At 67.3% G+C, this 17,317-nt stretch carries 16 protein-coding genes; 7 read left to right on the top strand and 9 right to left on the bottom strand.

Annotated features, from left to right (window positions below):
• Positions 1 to 32 precede the first annotated feature (32 nt).
• Positions 33 to 605: a Holliday junction branch migration protein RuvA gene (gene ruvA, locus AC6LJW_RS05820; RefSeq protein ID WP_056568851.1), complete on the top strand. Its 573-nt coding sequence runs from the start codon at positions 33 to 35 to the stop codon at positions 603 to 605.
• Here the strand turns inward: ruvA and AC6LJW_RS05815 are convergent.
• From AC6LJW_RS05815 to AC6LJW_RS05795, 5 genes are all read right to left on the bottom strand, one after another.
• The gene (locus AC6LJW_RS05815; protein ID WP_056568853.1) at positions 602 to 1,537 is read right to left on the bottom strand and encodes a complex I NDUFA9 subunit family protein; all 936 of its coding nucleotides are present in this window, start codon (positions 1,535 to 1,537) and stop codon (positions 602 to 604) included. The two genes, ruvA and AC6LJW_RS05815, sit on opposite strands and share 4 nt — an antisense overlap.
• Positions 1,538 to 1,641: 104 nt before the next feature.
• A complete protein-coding gene (locus tag AC6LJW_RS05810) occupies positions 1,642 to 2,607 on the bottom strand; it encodes a threo-3-hydroxy-L-aspartate ammonia-lyase (protein ID WP_056568855.1) in 966 nt (321 codons plus the stop codon).
• Between the two features lie 103 nt (positions 2,608 to 2,710).
• Positions 2,711 to 3,784, bottom strand: coding sequence for a Holliday junction branch migration DNA helicase RuvB (ruvB, locus tag AC6LJW_RS05805; RefSeq protein WP_056568858.1), 1,074 nt, complete (start codon positions 3,782 to 3,784; stop codon positions 2,711 to 2,713).
• A gap of 100 nt (positions 3,785 to 3,884) precedes the next feature.
• Entirely contained in the window at positions 3,885 to 5,471 is a 1,587-nt protein-coding gene (locus tag AC6LJW_RS05800; RefSeq protein WP_056568861.1) for a sensor histidine kinase, read from the bottom strand.
• Complete coding sequence (locus AC6LJW_RS05795) at positions 5,471 to 6,172, bottom strand: response regulator (protein WP_008158717.1); 702 nt, start codon at positions 6,170 to 6,172, stop codon at positions 5,471 to 5,473. The genes AC6LJW_RS05800 and AC6LJW_RS05795 overlap by 1 nt, the downstream gene beginning before the upstream one ends.
• 219 nt (positions 6,173 to 6,391) lie before the next feature.
• On the opposite strand from AC6LJW_RS05795, the gene AC6LJW_RS05790 reads away from it, so the two are divergent.
• A complete protein-coding gene (locus AC6LJW_RS05790; protein WP_498086758.1) occupies positions 6,392 to 7,729 on the top strand; it encodes a fimbrial protein in 1,338 nt (445 codons plus the stop codon).
• A gap of 92 nt (positions 7,730 to 7,821) precedes the next feature.
• Complete coding sequence (gene recQ, locus AC6LJW_RS05785) at positions 7,822 to 9,651, top strand: DNA helicase RecQ (protein ID WP_056568865.1); 1,830 nt, start codon at positions 7,822 to 7,824, stop codon at positions 9,649 to 9,651.
• Here recQ and AC6LJW_RS05780 read toward each other — a convergent pair.
• Together AC6LJW_RS05780 and AC6LJW_RS05775 are read right to left on the bottom strand one after the other, a co-directional pair.
• A complete protein-coding gene (locus AC6LJW_RS05780; protein WP_056568868.1) occupies positions 9,648 to 10,703 on the bottom strand; it encodes a cytochrome d ubiquinol oxidase subunit II in 1,056 nt (351 codons plus the stop codon). The two genes, recQ and AC6LJW_RS05780, sit on opposite strands and share 4 nt — an antisense overlap.
• Positions 10,700 to 12,043, bottom strand: a complete 1,344-nt coding sequence (locus tag AC6LJW_RS05775; protein ID WP_498086757.1) for a cytochrome ubiquinol oxidase subunit I — start codon at positions 12,041 to 12,043, stop codon at positions 10,700 to 10,702. The genes AC6LJW_RS05780 and AC6LJW_RS05775 overlap by 4 nt, the downstream gene beginning before the upstream one ends.
• A 136-nt stretch (positions 12,044 to 12,179) precedes the next feature.
• Between AC6LJW_RS05775 and AC6LJW_RS05770 the strand changes: the two genes are divergently transcribed.
• The 4 genes from AC6LJW_RS05770 to minE all read left to right on the top strand — a co-directional run bounded on the left by AC6LJW_RS05770 (position 12,180) and on the right by minE (position 16,270).
• Positions 12,180 to 13,946, top strand: a complete 1,767-nt coding sequence (locus AC6LJW_RS05770; RefSeq protein WP_056568873.1) for a glutamine--tRNA ligase/YqeY domain fusion protein — start codon at positions 12,180 to 12,182, stop codon at positions 13,944 to 13,946.
• A 160-nt stretch (positions 13,947 to 14,106) separates the two neighbouring features.
• The gene (minC, locus tag AC6LJW_RS05765) at positions 14,107 to 15,051 is read left to right on the top strand and encodes a septum site-determining protein MinC (RefSeq protein WP_498086756.1); all 945 of its coding nucleotides are present in this window, start codon (positions 14,107 to 14,109) and stop codon (positions 15,049 to 15,051) included.
• A gap of 142 nt (positions 15,052 to 15,193) precedes the next feature.
• Positions 15,194 to 16,009, top strand: coding sequence for a septum site-determining protein MinD (gene minD / locus AC6LJW_RS05760; RefSeq protein ID WP_056569518.1), 816 nt, complete (start codon positions 15,194 to 15,196; stop codon positions 16,007 to 16,009).
• Positions 16,010 to 16,012: 3 nt separating this feature from the next.
• Positions 16,013 to 16,270: a cell division topological specificity factor MinE gene (gene minE / locus AC6LJW_RS05755; protein ID WP_006217654.1), complete on the top strand. Its 258-nt coding sequence runs from the start codon at positions 16,013 to 16,015 to the stop codon at positions 16,268 to 16,270.
• A gap of 89 nt (positions 16,271 to 16,359) precedes the next feature.
• On the opposite strand, the gene AC6LJW_RS05750 is transcribed toward minE, so the two are convergent.
• On the bottom strand, positions 16,360 to 16,584 hold the full coding sequence (locus tag AC6LJW_RS05750; RefSeq protein ID WP_056321146.1) for a YMGG-like glycine zipper-containing protein: 225 nt from the start codon (positions 16,582 to 16,584) through the stop codon (positions 16,360 to 16,362).
• 191 nt (positions 16,585 to 16,775) lie between these two features.
• Entirely contained in the window at positions 16,776 to 17,309 is a 534-nt protein-coding gene (locus AC6LJW_RS05745; protein WP_056568878.1) for an isochorismatase family protein, read from the bottom strand.
• Positions 17,310 to 17,317: the final 8 nt, after the last annotated feature.

Raw genomic sequence — 17,317 nt, 5'->3', positions numbered from 1 at the left:
TGCGTGGCCCCACTCTTGCCAGGCCTCTCACCATGATCGGAAGAATCACCGGAACCCTGATCGAAAAACTGCCCCCCACGATCTGCGTGGACGTCGGCGGACTGGGGTATGACATCGACGTACCCATGAGCACGCTGTATTCGCTGCCCGACACGGGCTCCCGCGTCACGCTCTACACGCATCTGACCGTGCGCGAGGACGCGCACATCCTGTATGGCTTTGCCTCGGCCGGCGAACGCAGCGCGTTCCGCGAGCTCATCAAGGTCAGCGGGATTGGGGCGCGCACCGCGCTGTCCGTGCTGTCGGGTTTGTCGGTGGCAGACCTGGCGCAGGCCATCACGCTGCAGGAGTCGGGCCGCCTGACCCGCGTGCCGGGCATCGGCAAGAAGACCGCGGAACGGCTGCTGCTGGAAATGCGCGGCAAGCTGGGCGCGGACATCGGCGCGTCGTCGCACGTCACGCACGACAACCAGTCCGACATCCTGAATGCGCTGCTGGCGCTGGGCTACTCCGAGAAGGAATCGCTGTCGGCGCTGAAGACGCTGCCCGAAGGCGTGGGCGTGTCCGACGGCATCAAACAGGCGCTGAAGGCGCTGGTGCGCTAAGGGCGCGAGGCCGCCTTGCCTTGCTGCAGGTAGCGCGGCGCCACGGCCTCCAGGCCCGTGGGCACCACGTGCAGCTCGGGCGCGATCGGCCCGCCGCAGACGTTGTCGCGGCGCAGGGAATCCAGGTTGTCGCGTGACATCAGCGGCGTGCCCGGCATGCACTCGAACAGCCGGGCCTGCATGCGCCCCACACCCATCGGAATGCTGATGACAGGGCGCGGATGGCCGCTCCAGGCGGCGCACAGCCGCGCGATCTCGCCCAGCGTGTAGACCTGCGGCCCGCCCAGTTCGTAGGTCTTGCCGCAGGTGTGGGTGTCGGCCAGCGCGTTGACCATGGCGGTCACCACATCGCCGACATAGATGGGTTGCATGCGCGCATTGGCGCCCGCCAGCGGCAATACCGGCAGCCAGCGCGCCAGCGACGCGAACATATTGGTGAAGTTGTCGTCGGGGCCAAACAGGACCGACGGACGGAAGATGGTCCAGCCGATATCGCCGCGGTCTTGGTAGGCCGCCTTGATGGCGGCTTCGCCGTCGCCTTTGGAACGTTGGTACATGCTGTCGCCGCTGGAGTCGGCGCCCAGCGCGCTGACGTGCAGCAGGCGGCGCACGCCGTGGCGCACGCAGGCCTGCGCGATGCGCTGCGGCAGATGCACGTGGGCCCGCGCGAAATCCGACCCATACGGCCGGCCCAGATTGCCATGCAGGATGCCCACCAGGTTCACGACGGCATCGCAGCCCCGGACCATGCCGTCGAGCGCGGCGTCGTCATGGATGTCCGCCTGAAGCAGAGTGACGGTGGGAAGTAATTGCAGGTCGCGTCCGCGTGCAATGAGCCGCGTGGGCACGATGATCTGATGCGGGTCCGCGCAAAGCCGTGCTACCAAGTGGCGGCCGATGAAGCCCGTGCCGCCAATGACAAGGATACGCATGGCGTAGCCTCCGGTTCGTCAGGATCGAGGTTCGATTCTGCCTTGCCAGGTCGGCAGGCGCAAGCGCGCGCGGGGCGCCCGCCGCGCGCGCCGCTTGATGCGCGTCAGCCCGCCAGCAGCCGGGCGTAGGCCGGAAGATCGACGTTGCCCCCGCTGATGATGACGCCTACCCGGGCCCCACGCACCGGCACCACGTTCTGCATGACGGCGGCCGCGGCCAGGCAACCCGTGGGTTCCACGACCATCTTCATGCGCTCGGCAAAAAACTTCATGGTCGTGACGAGCTGTTCATCCGTCACCGTGACGATATCGCGCACGTACTTCTGAATGAGGGGGAACGTGATATTGCCCAGGTGGGTAGTGGCGGCGCCGTCGGCCAGCGTCTTGGGCGCGGGGATTCGGACAATTTCACCCTTGCGCAAGGACTGCTGTCCGTCGTTGCCGGCTTCGGGCTCCACGCCGTACACCAGGCAGCGCGGGCTGAGCGCGAAGGCGGACAGGGCCGAGCCCGACAGCAGGCCGCCGCCGCCCAGGCACACGAACAGGTAATCGAGCTCGCCGACTTCCTCGAACAGCTCCTTGGCGGCGGTGCCCTGCCCCGTGATCACGTCCTCGTGGTCGTACGGCGGGATCAGCGTGGCGCCGGTTTCGGCCTGGATGCGGCGGGCGATGGTCTCGCGGTCTTCGGTGTAGCGGTCATAGGTGACGATCTTGCCGCCGTAGCCTTCGGTGGCCGCGCGCTTGGCCGCAGGCGCATCCAGCGGCATGATGATCGTGGCTTGAACGCCCTGCAGCCGGGAGGCCAGCGCGATGGCCTGTGCGTGATTGCCCGACGAGAACGTCACGACGCCGGCGGCACGCTGCTCGGGCGTGAGGCGCGCGATCGCGTTGTAGCCGCCCCGGAACTTGAAGGCGCCCATGCGCTGGAAGTTCTCGCACTTGAAGAACAGCGACGCGCCGGCGATGGCATCGGCAGTGGCCGAGGTCAGGACGGGCGTGCGGTGTGCGTTGCCGGCCAGGCGCTCGCTGGCGCGCACGACGTCATCATAGGAGGGCAATTCGGGCTGCATGGAATAAGGTCCTTAGATCGCGAGGGGGAAACGAAACCCTCGGATCATAAACCCGCAGCGCGGTTTGCGCGCCGCCCGTTGGCATGACGGCGCGCGGGGCAGCCTATTTGCCGAAGAGGTCGCCGCTGCCGCCGGTCGTGCCCGCGGGCGGCGTCAGGCCCAGATGACGCCAGGTGGTCAGCGTGGCGGTGCGGCCGCGCGGCGTGCGTTGCAGGTACCCGTGCTGGATGAGGTACGGCTCAATGACGTCTTCGATCGTGTCGCGCTCTTCGCCGATGGCGGCAGCCAGACTGTCCACGCCGACCGGGCCGCCATCGAACTTGTGGACGATGGCTTCGAGCAGCTTCCTGTCCATCAGGTCCAGGCCTTGCGGATCGACTTCAAGCATGGCGAGCGCGCGGCCCGCGACGTCGCCATCGATCGTGCCGTTCGCCTTCACCTCGGCGTAGTCGCGCACCCGGCGCAGCAGGCGGTTGGCGATACGCGGCGTGCCGCGGGCGCGGCGCGCCACCTCGGCCGCGCCATCCGGCGTGATGACGGCATTGAGCAACCCCGAGCTGCGCGTCACGATGCGGCCGAGATCGGCGGCGTTGTAGAACTCGAGCCGCGAGACGATGCCGAAGCGGTCGCGCAACGGATTGGTCAGCATCCCGGCGCGCGTCGTGGCGCCCACCAGCGTGAAGGGCTGCAGGTCCAGCTTCACGCTGCGCGCGGCCGGACCTTCGCCGATCAGGATGTCGATCTGGAAGTCTTCCAGCGCCGGATAGAGGATTTCCTCGACGACGGGCGAGAGGCGGTGGATCTCGTCGATGAAGAGGACGTCGTTCTTCTCGAGGTTGGTCAGCAACGCGGCCAGGTCGCCGGGGCGCTCAAGGACCGGACCCGAGGTCTGGCGCAACTGCACGCCCATTTCGTGGGCGATGATGTGCGCGAGCGTGGTCTTGCCCAGGCCCGGCGGGCCAAAAAGCAGGACGTGATCCAGCGCCTCGCCGCGCTTTCTGGCCGCGGCAATGAAGATCTCAAGCTGTTCGCGGGCGCGCTGTTGCCCGACATACTCTTCCAGCGCCTTGGGCCGCAGCGCGCGCTCGATCGACTCCTCGTTCGGTGACACCGGCTGCGGCGCCACGATGCGAGGGGCGTCGGGACGGGAGGAAAGCGAATCGGACTGGATGGCCATGGTGCGGGGTACGGGCAAAGGACGAAGCAGGATGAATCGTACCGTAGCGCGGGCTGCCCCGGGGGTTGCTCCCGGGGCACGCCGGTCAAGCGGCCTGCGGTCAGGCGACCTGGGACAGCGGCAGCAGGACCCGCACGCACAGGCCGCCGGATTCTGCCTCGCGCAATTCGAGAGACCCGCCGTGCGCCCGGGCGATGGCTTCGGCCAGCGCCAGGCCGAGGCCGACGCTACCGGTGCGGGTGCGCGCGTCGTCCAGCCGGCTGAACGGCCGCAAGGCCTCCAGGCGGCGCTCGGGCACGATGCCCGGGCCGTGGTCGGCCACGTCCAGCACCGCGTGCCCTTCCTCGCGGCGCAATGCAATTTCCACCGGCGGCGCACCGTGGTTCAGCGCGTTGCCGATCAGGTTGTCCAGCAGGCGGCCCAGCGCCACGGCGTCGGCCTGCACCACCAGGCCGCTGGCATCCAGGGCAGTGTCCAGGCCGATGGCGGTGCCGGCGCCCTGCCAGGCGCCCACGCGCTCGGTCAGCCATTCGGACAGCACGATGGGCGCGTAGCGGTAGGCCGCCGGATCCGTGCCGCGCACGAAACCGATGAACTGATCCACCATGTGCTGCATATCGCGCAGGTCCGTGCGCAGGCCTTCCTTCAGCGTGGAATCGTCGGCCATTTCGACGCGCAGCCACATGCGTGACAGCGGCCCCTTCAGGTCATGCGGCAGGCCGGAAAGCAGCGTGCGACGCACCGAGTCGGACTCGGACAACGCGTCCAGCATGGCGTTGAAGCGTTCGCCCAGCACGCGCGTTTCGTGCGGCCCCGAGGGCTCCACGCGTTGGGGCTGCCCCGCGGCCAACTGGTCCGCGGCGTCGGCAAGGCGCGTGATCGGCCGCGTGATGTGCCACGAAAAGCCCACGGCCAGAAGCAGCAGGAGGCCCAGGCCACCCAGCCAGGCGGCGATGAACGGCGTGGCGACGGGCGGGTCCAGCCGTTCCAGCGGAATGACCAGCCACTCGCGCAGCCGCGGCGCATCTTCGGTGGCCGGGTTGGGCGCCAGCGAAATGAAGATTTCGGGCGTGGGGCCGCGCGACAGCGCCACGCGCGTGCCGTCGTTCAGGCGTTCGTTCAGCTGCTGCACCAGCACCCGCAGGTCGCGGCGGATGTCGTCGGGCTCGGGCTTGTAGCGGCGGTTGGATTCCTCGCGGTCGCGGGCGCCGTCACCGGTGCGCTGCGCGTCGCCACGTCCGTCCGCACGCGCGGCGTCCGTGTCGCGCTCGTCGTCGCGGACCTCGGGCGGCGGGGGCGGCGGCGGCCCGTGAAACTGGGAATCCTGGGTGGACGGCGGCGGCGAAGGCGGCGGGCGCGGCGCGGCGCGCGGCGGCGGGCGGCGGCCGTTGAAGCGTTGCAGCTTGGCTTCGGCCGGCAGCACGCGCGACCACAACCGCCACTGGTTCTGGGACGCGGTCCGCACGAAATCGGCGCGATCTTCGGCCGGCACCTGGGACACGGCGGCGCGCAGTGTGCGGATGGTGGTGACGATGTAGCCGATCGCCGTGTCTTCCATGAACTTGTGCCGGAAATACGACACCGTCACCAATGTGGCGGCCTGCGTCAGCAGGACGGATCCCAGGATCAGCAGGATCAGCCGTGCCCGCAGCGAGCGGGGCACCAGAATGCCGGGGGAAAAGCGCATCAGGGCGAGAACCGGTAACCGATGCCCCAGACGGTCTGGATCCAGCGCGGCTGCTTGGGATCGTCTTCGATGACGCGGCGCAGGCGCAGGATCGCGATGTCGATCGCGCGGTCGTTGCGCTCGCCGGCGTCGTCGTCGCGGGCCAGCGCCAGCAGGCGTTCGCGCGACAGCGGCTTGCCGGCATTGCGCACCAGGGCTTCAAGCAGGTTGATCTCGCCGCCGGTCAGCTTGACGACGGTGCCGTCGCGGGAAAGCTGGCGCGTGGACGGGTCGAACACGAACGGGCCGAACGAGACCGGCGCGTCCTTCGTAAGCGCGGACGGGCCGCGCTTGCGGCGCAGCACGGCCTCGATGCGGGCCAGCAGTTCGCGGGGGTCGAAGGGCTTGCCGACGTAGTCGTCGGCGCCGGCCTCCAGGCCGATGATGCGGTCCACGGCTTCGTCGCGCGCGGTCAGCAGGATGACGGGAATGTCCTCGCCCTGCTCGCGCAGGCGGCGGCAGGCGTCGGCGCCATCGCCGCCGGGCAGCATGCGGTCGAGCACCAGCAGATCGGGCGCGTAACGGGTGATGCGCGAGGAAAGATCGGTCGCGTCCGGCGCCAGCAATGTGTCGTAGCCGTGCCGGTTCAGGTAGTCGGCCAGCAACTGGCGCAGCGCCGGATCGTCGTCGACGACCAGCAGCTTGGTGTGGGAATTGTCCATGGGCGTCATAGTGCGGCGCGTCGCCGTTGCCTGCAAGGGGCAGGAAATCATCTGAAATATACCCGTTGCACCCTGTACCACTGATGTGACGGGGTTTTTGCAACGGCGGTGTCCGCGCCCCCCAACTGGCCCTAGAATGGCGCTTCGCCTGCCGCCCTTCGTGGACTTTCCTAAAGATCGTTTACAGATGAACGGCAGGGTCCTGCCTACACTGTCCCCATGGCCGCCACAGCTAACCCCTGGCGCAGAGGGCTGTTGCACGCGGCGCTGACGGCGGGCCTGGCCTGGCCGCTGGCGCCCGCTTTTGGTGACGAGCCCGACGTGTCCCCTTTTACATTGACGCCGCCCCCGGCGGGCGAAGTCACGCGCGTGGCGCGCGGCATTGGCGTCCTGTCGCCGGTGCAATCCCTGCCGGTACGCCCTGCCCCGTCGCTGGACGAGCGCGCCGTGCCGTTGGACCCGACGCCGTGCGACCTGCATGCGACCGAACCCGGCATGGACACCACGGTGCGCGACGGCGGTCAGGACCTGGCCGACGGCTTCATTCCGGGCACGGGCTTGGGGTTGACCGGCAACGCGCCGACGGCACCCCTGTCCTGCGACCCGCTGGCAACGCCGGCTGCAGCGCAAGACATTCCGCCGGACTATTCCTTCGCGCTGGAAAACGGCGACCTCCCCCGCGTGCCGGTCATCGTGATTTCCGGCGTCTCGCGCCCCTCGCGCCCCTGGTTCTCGTCGGTCGGCGGCCAGGACGGCCTGCGCTACGGCGGCAGCCGCAACTGGGTCTATAACAACACGACCGGCCCGTCCCTCACGGTGGGCAATGTCAGCCCCAATGCACCGGCGTGGGGCAGCGGCGCGCCGGTGGGCGGGCTGCAGATCGCCAATTGGGGCGGCACCGGCCCCACGCTGCCCGAGGGCAGCTTCGGCTACTCATCATCGCTGGGCAAGCTGAACCTGATGGATCCGTCCGCCAAGTCCGGCGCGGTCGACTACGGCGCGTCCGTGGGCAGCGGCAGCGTGCGCTACGGGCTGACGCCGGTGGTGACGGTCGAAGGCCAGATGCAGAGCGCCCCGTCGCTGACCACCCGCGGCGTGGGCACCACGTACAACGCCGGGGAGTTCGGCACCTTCCGGGCCGGCGCCACGCAAAGCACGTTCGATGCGGCCAGCGGCTACCGCTATCGCTTCGGCTACAGCATCGATGTAGCCGACACCGTGACGCTGGGCTACACCAACGAGCAGATCGGCGCGGGCTACGGCGACCTGTCCACGTATTCCGACGGTGTGGCCTCCACTGCCCAGACGCGCAACACCGTGTCGGCCGGCGTCCCGCTGTCCGGCTGGGGCACGCTGAGCGGCACGTATTCCGGCCTGCGCGAGGGCTCGGTGCTGGCCGAGCAGCGCGTGGGCCTGTCCCACAGCATGTTCGTTGCCCCGAAGGTCAAGCTGGCCGTCGGCGCCGACCGCGACATCGTGACGGGCGACTACGGGTGGCGCGCCAACCTGAGCATGCCCGTGGACACCTTCATGCGCGGCACCTGGCTCAGTTGGTAAGCACTGGGTAGATGGACGAAAAAATCCCGCCGGAACGGACCCGGTGGAATTGGGGCTTAAAATCCCTGCCATGATGCTTCCGCCCTATCCCCATGTCTGACGCGCGCGCCCTCGGCGTGTTGCAGCGCGTTTTCGGTTACGAATCCTTCCGCAGCGACCAGCAAGCCATCGTCGAACAGGTGATCGGCGGCGGCGACGCGCTCGTCCTCATGCCCACCGGCGGCGGCAAGTCGCTCTGTTACCAGATCCCCTCGCTGGTGCGTGAAGGCACCGGCATCGTCGTGTCGCCCCTGATCGCGCTGATGCAGGACCAGGTCGACGCGCTGACCGAACTGGGCGTGCGCGCGGCGTTCCTGAATTCCACGCAGGAATGGCGGGTGGCCCGCGAGGTCGAGCAGGCCTTCCTGGATGGCGAGCTCGACCTGCTTTACGTCGCGCCCGAACGCCTCCTGACCGACCGCTGCCTGCAATTGCTGGACCGCGGCCGCATCGCGCTGTTCGCCATTGACGAAGCGCACTGCGTGTCCCAATGGGGTCATGACTTCCGGCCCGAATACCTCGGTCTGTCCATGTTGCACGAGCGCTGGCCGGACGTGCCGCGCATCGCGCTCACGGCCACCGCCACCGCCGTCACCCGCACCGAAATCGCGCAGCGCCTGTCGCTGGACGAAGCGCGCCACTTCGTTTCGAGCTTCGACCGTCCCAACATCCGCTACCGCATCGTCGAAAAGAACGAGGTGCGCAAGCAGTTGCTGGACATGATCCGCACCGAGCACGAAGGCGAATCCGGCGTGGTGTATTGCCTGTCGCGTGCCCGGGTCGAAGAGACGGCCGAGTTCCTCTGCAACCAGGGCATCGATGCCATGCCGTACCACGCGGGCCTCAGCGCCCAGGTGCGGGCGGCCAACCAGTCGCGCTTTTTGCGCGAGGACGGCGTGGTCATGGTCGCCACCATTGCGTTCGGCATGGGCATCGACAAGCCCGACGTTCGCTTCGTGGCGCACATCGACCTGCCCAAGTCGGTCGAGGGCTACTACCAGGAAACCGGCCGTGCCGGCCGCGATGGCCTGCCCGCCACGGCCTGGCTCGCCTATGGTTTGCAGGACGTGGTGCAGCAGCGCCGCATGATCGACGAATCTCCGGGCGACGAATCCTATCGCCGGCGCCTGGGCCAGCAGCTCGATGCCATGCTGGGCCTGTGCGAAACGGTGGAATGCCGGCGCGTGCGGCTGCTGGCTTACTTTGGCCAGCAGATCACCGCGTGCGGCAACTGCGATGTCTGCCTGGATCCGCCGCAGGCGTGGGACGGCACGGTGGCGGCGCAGAAGGTGCTGTCGGCCGTGTACCGGCTCTGGAAGGAACGCGGCCAGCGCTACGGCGCCGGCCACATCATCGACATCCTGCGCGGCAAGGTCACCGACCGCACCAAGCAGCACGGACACGAGTCGCTCAGCGTGTTCGGCGTGGGCGCCGACCTCTCCGATACCGCGTGGCGCGGCGTGCTGCGCCAGCTATTGGCGCAGGGCCTCCTGACCGTCGACAACGAAGGCTTCGGCACGCTGGCCCTGACCGAAGGCAGCCGCGCCGTGCTCAAGGGCGAACGCCAGCTCATGCTGCGGCGCGAGTCTGAAAAGAAGCCGCGGTCCAGCAAGACGGGCAGCGGACGGCCCAAGGCGGCAACGATCGACCTGCCGGCCGAATTGCAGCCGGTTTACGAGGCGTTGCGCGCCTGGCGCGGTGAAGTCGCCAAGAGCCATGGCGTGCCCGCCTACGTGATCTTCCACGACGCCACACTGCGCGAAATCGCGCTGGCGCAGCCCGAGTCCATGGACGAACTGAGCCACATCAGCGGCGTGGGGGCCCGCAAGCTGGAAGCCTACGGCGAAGAAATCCTGCAGCGGGTGGCGCGTCCCGTGGTTTAGTACGACGGCGGCGGCAGCAGCGGCACGGGGCGGCGCTCCTTGCCGAAGACCGACCGGTACGCCAGGATGTTGAACACCAGCACCACCGGAATCCCCACGACGGCGCCGGCCATCACGAGCCGCATCGAGCCCAGTGCGCCCGCGCCATCCCACAGCGTCATGTCGTCCAGGATCAGGTACGGGAACAGGCTGTACGCCAGTCCGCTCAGCATCAACAGGAACAGCGCCACCGTCAGCACAAAGGGCAGCCAGCTGAAGCGATCGGCGCGGCCCGGCAGACGCGCAAGCAGCATTTCCGCGGCGACGAAGCCGGCCAGCATCAGCACCCATACCGACGCCGCCAGGCTCAGGTGCGCGATATTGCTCCACTTGTAGAAGATGCCGGCGTTGGCCAGGCCCAGCGTGACCGCGATCGACACCATGCCCACGGCCGTCCAGCGGATCGCGTGGCGCGCCCAGTTGGCGGCGCGGCGCTGCAGGTCGCCCTCCACGCGCATGACCAGCCACGACGCGCCCAGCAATACATATGCGGCCACCGCGCACAGACCCACGAACATCGCAAACCAGCCATAGCCCGCGTCCGACTGGTAGCCCGTGGCGATGCGACCAAGCAGCATGCCTTGACCGAACGCGGTGATGATCGAGCCGGCCCAGAACGCGAAGATCCAGCGCGGCTTCATGTCGTTGCGGGCGCGGATGCGGAATTCGAAGGCGACACTGCGCAGCACCACGCCCAGCACCATGAACGTCAGCGGTCCGTAGAGCTTGCCCAGCACGGCGCCCCAGGCGAACGGGAATGCCGCCGCAAATAGCCCCATGCCCAGCAGCAGCCAGAACTCGTTGGCGTCGCGCCACGGGCTGAGCAGGCTCATCATGCGGCCGCGCTCGTGCTCCGGCGCGATCTGCAGCAGGATCCCCACGCCGAGGTCGAAGCCGTCCAGGACCATGCCCGCGGCAATCACGACAAACAGCAGCGCCATGAAGGCGAGCGGCATCCAGAACGAGGGATCGTCGGGGCTCAGGCCTTGCGAGGCCGCCAGCATGGCAATCATGGCGCACCTCCGCTCAACTTGCGCACGGGCACGACGCCGTAACGCGCCGCATGGAACAGCATGCCGGCGAACGCGGCCAGCAGCAGCGCGTACAGCAGCCCGTAGCCGGCCAGCCCGTACAGCACGGTGCTGGAGGGCGCGGAACCCAGGACCTCGGATTGCGTGACGGTGCCGTTCACGACAAAGGGTTGCAGTCCGATGATGGAAACCCACCAGCCAGCCACGACGGCGATGCCGCCGGAAAACATCATGCCGCACAGGACCCGCTGCCACCACGGTGGCAAGGCGGACGGGTCCATGCCGCGCCGGAAGGTCCACAGGAAGGTCACGCACGCCACGGCCAGCATCAGCAGGCCCAGGCCGACGGCCACGCGCAGCGACCAGAAGGTCAGCGCCACCGGCGGCAGCATGCCCGAATACTTGTCCAGGCCCTGGTAGGTGCCGTCCGCATTGCGATGCAGCCACATGCCGCCGGCGTTGTTGATCGTGAGGTCGCCCTCGTTGACGTGCGCGCGCGCGTCGGGCCAGCCGAACAGCACCAGTTGCGGCACGGGGCCGCTCTGCCAGAAGCCCGCGGCGGCGGCGGCCTTGGCCGGTTGCAGTTGCGCCATCATCTGCCCCGCGCCGGTCGCGACGGGCACCTGCAGGAACGCGGCCACCAGGGCCACCACCAGCGCCGTCTTGAACACGCTGCGCTCGCCCTCGCCCAGCGGCCGCCGCAACGCTTGCAGCGCGGTCACGCCCAGCATCAGGAACGAGGCGGCCAGCGCCGCGCCGACCATCACCACGGCCATGCGCCAGCCGACCGAGGGATTGAGCACGACCTTGTGCCAGTCGTAGACCTGGTAGCGGCCGTCGACCAGCAGCGCGCCATCCGGCGTCTGCATCCACGATTGCAGGGCCAGCACCCAGAACACGGCGACGAGCTGCCCGGCGGCGACCATCAGGACCGCCAGCGTGTGCGCGCCATCGGACACGCGGCGCTGGCCGAACAGCATGACGCCCAGGAAACAGGATTTGAGGATGAAGACGGACAGGATGCCGTAGCCCAGCAGCGGACCGGCCACATTGCCGATCTTGTCCATGAGCCCGGCCCACAGGCTGCCGATCTGGATCAGGACGGGCACGCTGGCGGCCAGCGTCAGCACAAAGGACAGCGCAAAAATGCGGACCCAGAAGCGGTAGGCCGCCGTCCAGCCGCCATGGCTGGACCAGCGGGCCCGGATCTTGAAAAACAGCAGCACCCAGGCCAGCGCGAGGGAAACGGCGAGAAAAAGCGCCAGGAAGCTAAGACTGGCCACGAACTGCGCCCGGGCCAGGGATAGGGTCGAGATATCCATAATGGCCCGTAGTGTAGAGCCAGTTACATGACTATGGGGGCCGATTGAAACCGGTTGCAGGCGTGGCAAAAATGGCTGCGCTGCGGAACGTGGCAAAATTGACGCTTTGTCGCTGCTTTTTCCTATTCTTTCAAGAATGACCACCGCCCCGACGCCGACCCCCGCCGCATCAAACTTCCTGCTCAACATCGTCCAAGACGACCTCGAAGCCAACCGCTTCCAGGGCAAGCGCTGGGCGGGCAAGCCTGGCCCGGCGGCCTTGCAGCAGCAGGGGGACGCGGACCCGGCGCGCATCCGCACGCGCTTCCCGCCGGAGCCCAACGGCTACCTGCACATCGGCCACGCCAAGAGCATCTGCGTGAACTTCGGTCTGGCGCGCGATTTCGGCGGTGTCTGTCATCTGCGTTTTGACGACACCAACCCCGAGAAGGAAGACCAGGAATACGTCGACGCCATCATCGAGGCCGTCCACTGGCTGGGCTTTGACTGGAAGGCCGACGGCCGCGAGAACCTGTACTTCGCCAGCGACTACTTCGGCTATATGTATGAGTTCGCCGAAGCGCTGGTCGAAGCGGGCCACGCTTACGTCGACGAACAAAGCGCGGAAGAAATCCGCGCCAACCGCGGCACGCTGACCGAGCCCGGCACGGATTCGCCCTGGCGCAACCGCCCGGCCGCCGAGTCCATCGCGCTGCTGCGCGAAATGCGCGACGGCAAGCATCCGGACGGCAGCCTGGTGCTGCGCGCCAAGATCAACATGGCGTCGCCCAACATCAACCTGCGCGACCCGGTCATGTACCGCGTGCGCCACGCCACGCACCATCGCACCGGCGACCAGTGGTGCATCTACCCGATGTATAGCTGGGCCCACCCGGTGGAAGACGCGCTGGAAGGCATCACGCACAGCGTCTGCACGCTGGAATTCGAAGATCAGCGCCCGTTCTACGACTGGATCCTGACCCGCCTGGCCGAACTGGGCAAGCTGGCCCAGCCGCTGCCGCACCAGTACGAATTCGCCCGCCTGAACCTGAGCTACGTAGTCACCAGCAAGCGCAAGCTGCTGCAGTTGGTCAAGGAAGGCCATGTGGACGGCTGGGACGATCCGCGCATGCCCACCATCTTCGGCCTGCGCCGCCGCGGCTACACGCCCGCGTCGATCCGCCTGTTCTGCGACCGCACCGCCGTGTCCAAGTCCGATTCGCGCATCGACTACAGCCTGCTCGAACAGGCCGTGCGCGACGACCTGGACCCCATCGCCGCGCGCTCGGTCGCCGTGCTGGACCCGATCAAGCTGGTCATCACCAACTACCCGGAAGGCCAGACCGAGACCTGCACCGCGCCGCGCAACCCGCACGACCCGGAAGCCGGCGTGCGCGAGTTCCCGCTGTCGCGCGAACTCTGGATCGAACGCGACGACTTCCGCGAGGAAGCGCCCAAGAAGTATTTCCGCCTGTTCCCCGGCAACACCGTGCGCCTGAAGTACGGCTATGTCGTGCGCTGCACCGGTTTCACCAAGAACGAGGCCGGCGAGGTCGTCGAAGTGCAGGCCGAGTATCTGCCGGACACCAAGAGCGGCACGCCGGGCGCGGACAGCGTCAAGGTCAAGGGCAACATCACCTGGGTCAGCGCGGCGCACGCGGTGCCCGCCCAGATCCACCTGTACGACCGCCTGTTTGCGGATCCGCGACCGGACGGCGGCGACAAGGACTTCCTGACCTGCCTGAACCCCAACTCCAAGCAGACCGTCACGGCCTGGCTGGAACCGGGCACCGTGGCCACGCCGGGCGCGACCTGGCAATTTGAGCGCCTGGGCTATTTCACGGCCGACCTGAAGGACTCGACGGCGGACGCGCCGGTGCTGAACCGCATCGTGACCCTGCGCGATTCCTGGGCCCAGGGCTGACGCGCCCGCGTGCGCAATACCCGGAAAAGGCGCCTTGCGGCGCCTTTTTCTTTCGCCGTGCGCCCGGCGCAGGCCGCCCCGGGCGGGTTATCATCCCCGACATCCCGCAGCCGGTTGCGCGCGCCGTTTTTCGCCGCCCGGACCGCCAGCCACAATCAAGATGAACACTGAATCCCTAGCCCTGGACTTCAAGAGCGCCACCCTGTATGCCATTCGGGTGGTTTTGCACAGCGCCGATCCCGAACGCCTGAACGCAGCGCTTGCCAAGCGCATGGCGGACGCCGGCAGCTTCTTTGAAAACGAGCCCGTCGTCATCGACGCCAGCCGGGTCGAGGAACCGATCGACTGGCCGGCACTGGTGGCGTCGCTGCGCGGCCACAACCTGCCCCCGATCGGCGTGGTGGCCGAAGGCGCCAATCTGCAGGCCGCGCGCGATGCCGGCCTGACCCCGGTCGAACTGTCTACGCCCGCCGCGCGCCCCGCCCCCGTGGTGGACACCGCGCCACCTAACGATGTCGCCACGCCCGTGCCGTCGGTGCCGGCAGCCGCGGTCGAGATCGCGCCCGCGCCCACCGACACGTCGGCAGCTGGCGCGCAGACGCCTGCCGCGGATGCCGCATCGCAAGACAAGGCTGCGGCCGCTGACGTTGCCGAAGCAAAGGCCGAAACGCAGGCCGAAAAGCCCGCAGCCGACGCCGATCCCCTGCCCGCCCGCGCCGCAAGCAGCACCACGTCCGCGCCCAGTCCGACGGCCGCGGCCCCGCACTCGTCGTCGGCGCTGGTGGTCACGCGGCCGCTGCGCTCGGGCCAGCGTGTTTACGCACGGCATACGGATCTGGTGGTGATCGGCATGGTCAGCCAAGGCGCCGAAGTCATCGCCGACGGCAACGTGCACGTTTACGGTCCGCTGCGCGGCAAGGCCATGGCCGGCGCGCGCGGCGACACGTCGGCGCGCATCTTCACGACGCATCTGGATGCGGAATTGCTGGCCGTGGCGGGTGTCTACCGCGTGGTCGAAGACAAGCTCGATGGCACGCTGCAGAACCAGCCCGCGCTGGTCCGCCTGGATGGCGACACGCTGCGCATCGAAGCGCTGAAGGCCTGATGCCGCGCCCGGTGCGCGGCATCCTGCGAGACGGCGGCGCGGCCGCGGCCCGCTCAAATCTCAACACATCCTGTAAGAAGCCTTACACGGGCTTTTTGCTTTACGATAACGCGATTTATTCGAACATAAGGGTTTGATCGTCATGACACGCATTGTTGTGGTGACTTCCGGCAAAGGCGGCGTGGGCAAGACCACGACGAGCGCCAGTTTTTCCGCGGGCCTCGCGATGCGGGGCCACAAGACCGCTGTCATCGACTTCGACGTCGGCCTGCGCAACCTCGACCTCATCATGGGTTGCGAGCGTCGCGTGGTGTATGACTTCGTCAATGTGATCCAAGGCGAGGCGACCCTCAAGCAAGCGCTCATCAAGGACAAGCAGCTCGAAAACCTTTTCATCCTGCCCGCCTCGCAAACGCGCGACAAGGATGCGCTGACGCAGGAAGGCGTGGAAAAGGTCATCAACGACCTGAAGGAAATGGGTTTCGACTATATCGTCTGCGATTCCCCCGCCGGCATCGAAACCGGTGCGCTGATGGCGGCCTACTTTGCCGATGACGCGCTGGTGGTCACCAACCCCGAAGTCTCGTCGGTGCGTGACTCGGACCGCATCCTGGGCATCCTGGCCGCCAAGTCCAAGCGCGCGGTCGATGGCGACGAGCCGGTCAAGGAATACCTGCTGCTGACCCGCTACAACCCCAAGCGCGTCTCCGACGGCGAGATGCTGTCGCTGACCGACATCGAAGACATCCTGCGCATCAAGCTCATCGGCGTGATTCCCGAATCCGAAGCCGTGCTGCAGGCGTCGAACCAGGGCCTGCCGGCCATTCACCTGAAAGACACCGACGTCTCGGAAGCCTACAAGGACGTCGTCAGCCGTTACCTTGGCGAAGACAAGGCCCTGCGCTTTACCGATTACGAAAAGCCGGGTTTCCTGAAACGCCTGTTCGGAGGCAAGTAAGCGATGTCCTTCCTGTCGTTTCTGCTCGGTCAAAAGAAGACCTCCGCATCCGTCGCCAAAGAACGGTTGCAGATCATCCTTGCCCACGAGCGTGGCCGCGGGGATTCGCCCGATTACCTGCCGCAGCTTCAGCAGGAACTGATCGCGGTCATCTCCAAGTACGTGAAGATCAATCCCGAAGACATCAAGGTGCACCTGGAACGCCAGGACACGCTGGAAGTGTTGGAAGTGAAGATCGAAATGCCGCAGAACGAGACCTGATGTCTCCGCTGTGCGCCGGCCTTGCCGGCGCGCGTCGCACATAAAAAACGCCCGGCATTGCCGGGCGTTGCTTTTGGTACGACGAAGGATTAGCGCTTGCCGACCTGGTCGCCGATCACACCGCCGATCGCCGCGCCGCCGACCGTGCCGAGCACGCCGCCGTTGGTGATCACCGCACCCGCGACGCCGCCCAGTGCGGCGCCCCCCACGGTGCTCTTCTGGCGATGGCTCATGCCATCCCACGATGAACAACCCGCCATGGTGGCAGCCAACGCCACAGCGGCACAGATCTTGGAAAGCGATGCGATTTTCATGATGTAGCTCCTGTTCTTTTACCCGGGGCCGCACCGGAGAATCAAAACGCGAGCGCGCGGACCTTTAGGGGTTTAGAGCTTTCAGGATCGCAAATTATCCGGGGACGGGGTGTTAGGTTTGCCCAGGAATTGTGTCAAAGGGAGAGCGAACTTTTGCACTCCCCAGGGAACGATGTTGCAAGGGCCAGCCGCTATTTGACCAGACGTAACACGTCACGGAAACGCGGGTGCTCGCACGTCTCCATCCACTCGAAAATCGCCATCTCTGTCGTGACGATCTCCGCGCCATGGGCGCGCGCGCGGCGCAGCGCGGCATGATGGTCCGATGGCTTGCGTGAACCGGCCGCATCCGCGACGAGCACCGTCTTGTAGCCTAGATCCACCAGACCGATCACGGTTTGCAGCACGCAGATATGCGCCTCGCAGCCGGCCACCAGCACCGTCTTGCGTGAAGCCGGCAGCCAGCCGTCGAAACCCGGTTCGCGGGCTGACGAAAAGTGCATCTTCTGGAAAGAGGCCTGCACCAGCTCGCGCAACGGGTCCACCGTGACGCCCAGCATCTTGCTGTGGTGCTCGGTGGCCACGACCGGCACATCAAGCAACCGCGCCGCCTGCGCCAGCTTGTGCGCGGCGTTGAGCACGGCGTCGCCGTCGTGGATGACAGGCATCAGGCGGCCCTGCATGTCGACGATCAGCAGGGTGGAATCGGAGGCGGACAGCAGCATGGTGAGGG

It is taken from the genome of Achromobacter sp. 1012554356, assembly GCF_059760815.1.
Note: the sequence above shows the minus strand (reverse complement) of the source record. Positions and strands in the feature narration are given on the sequence as shown.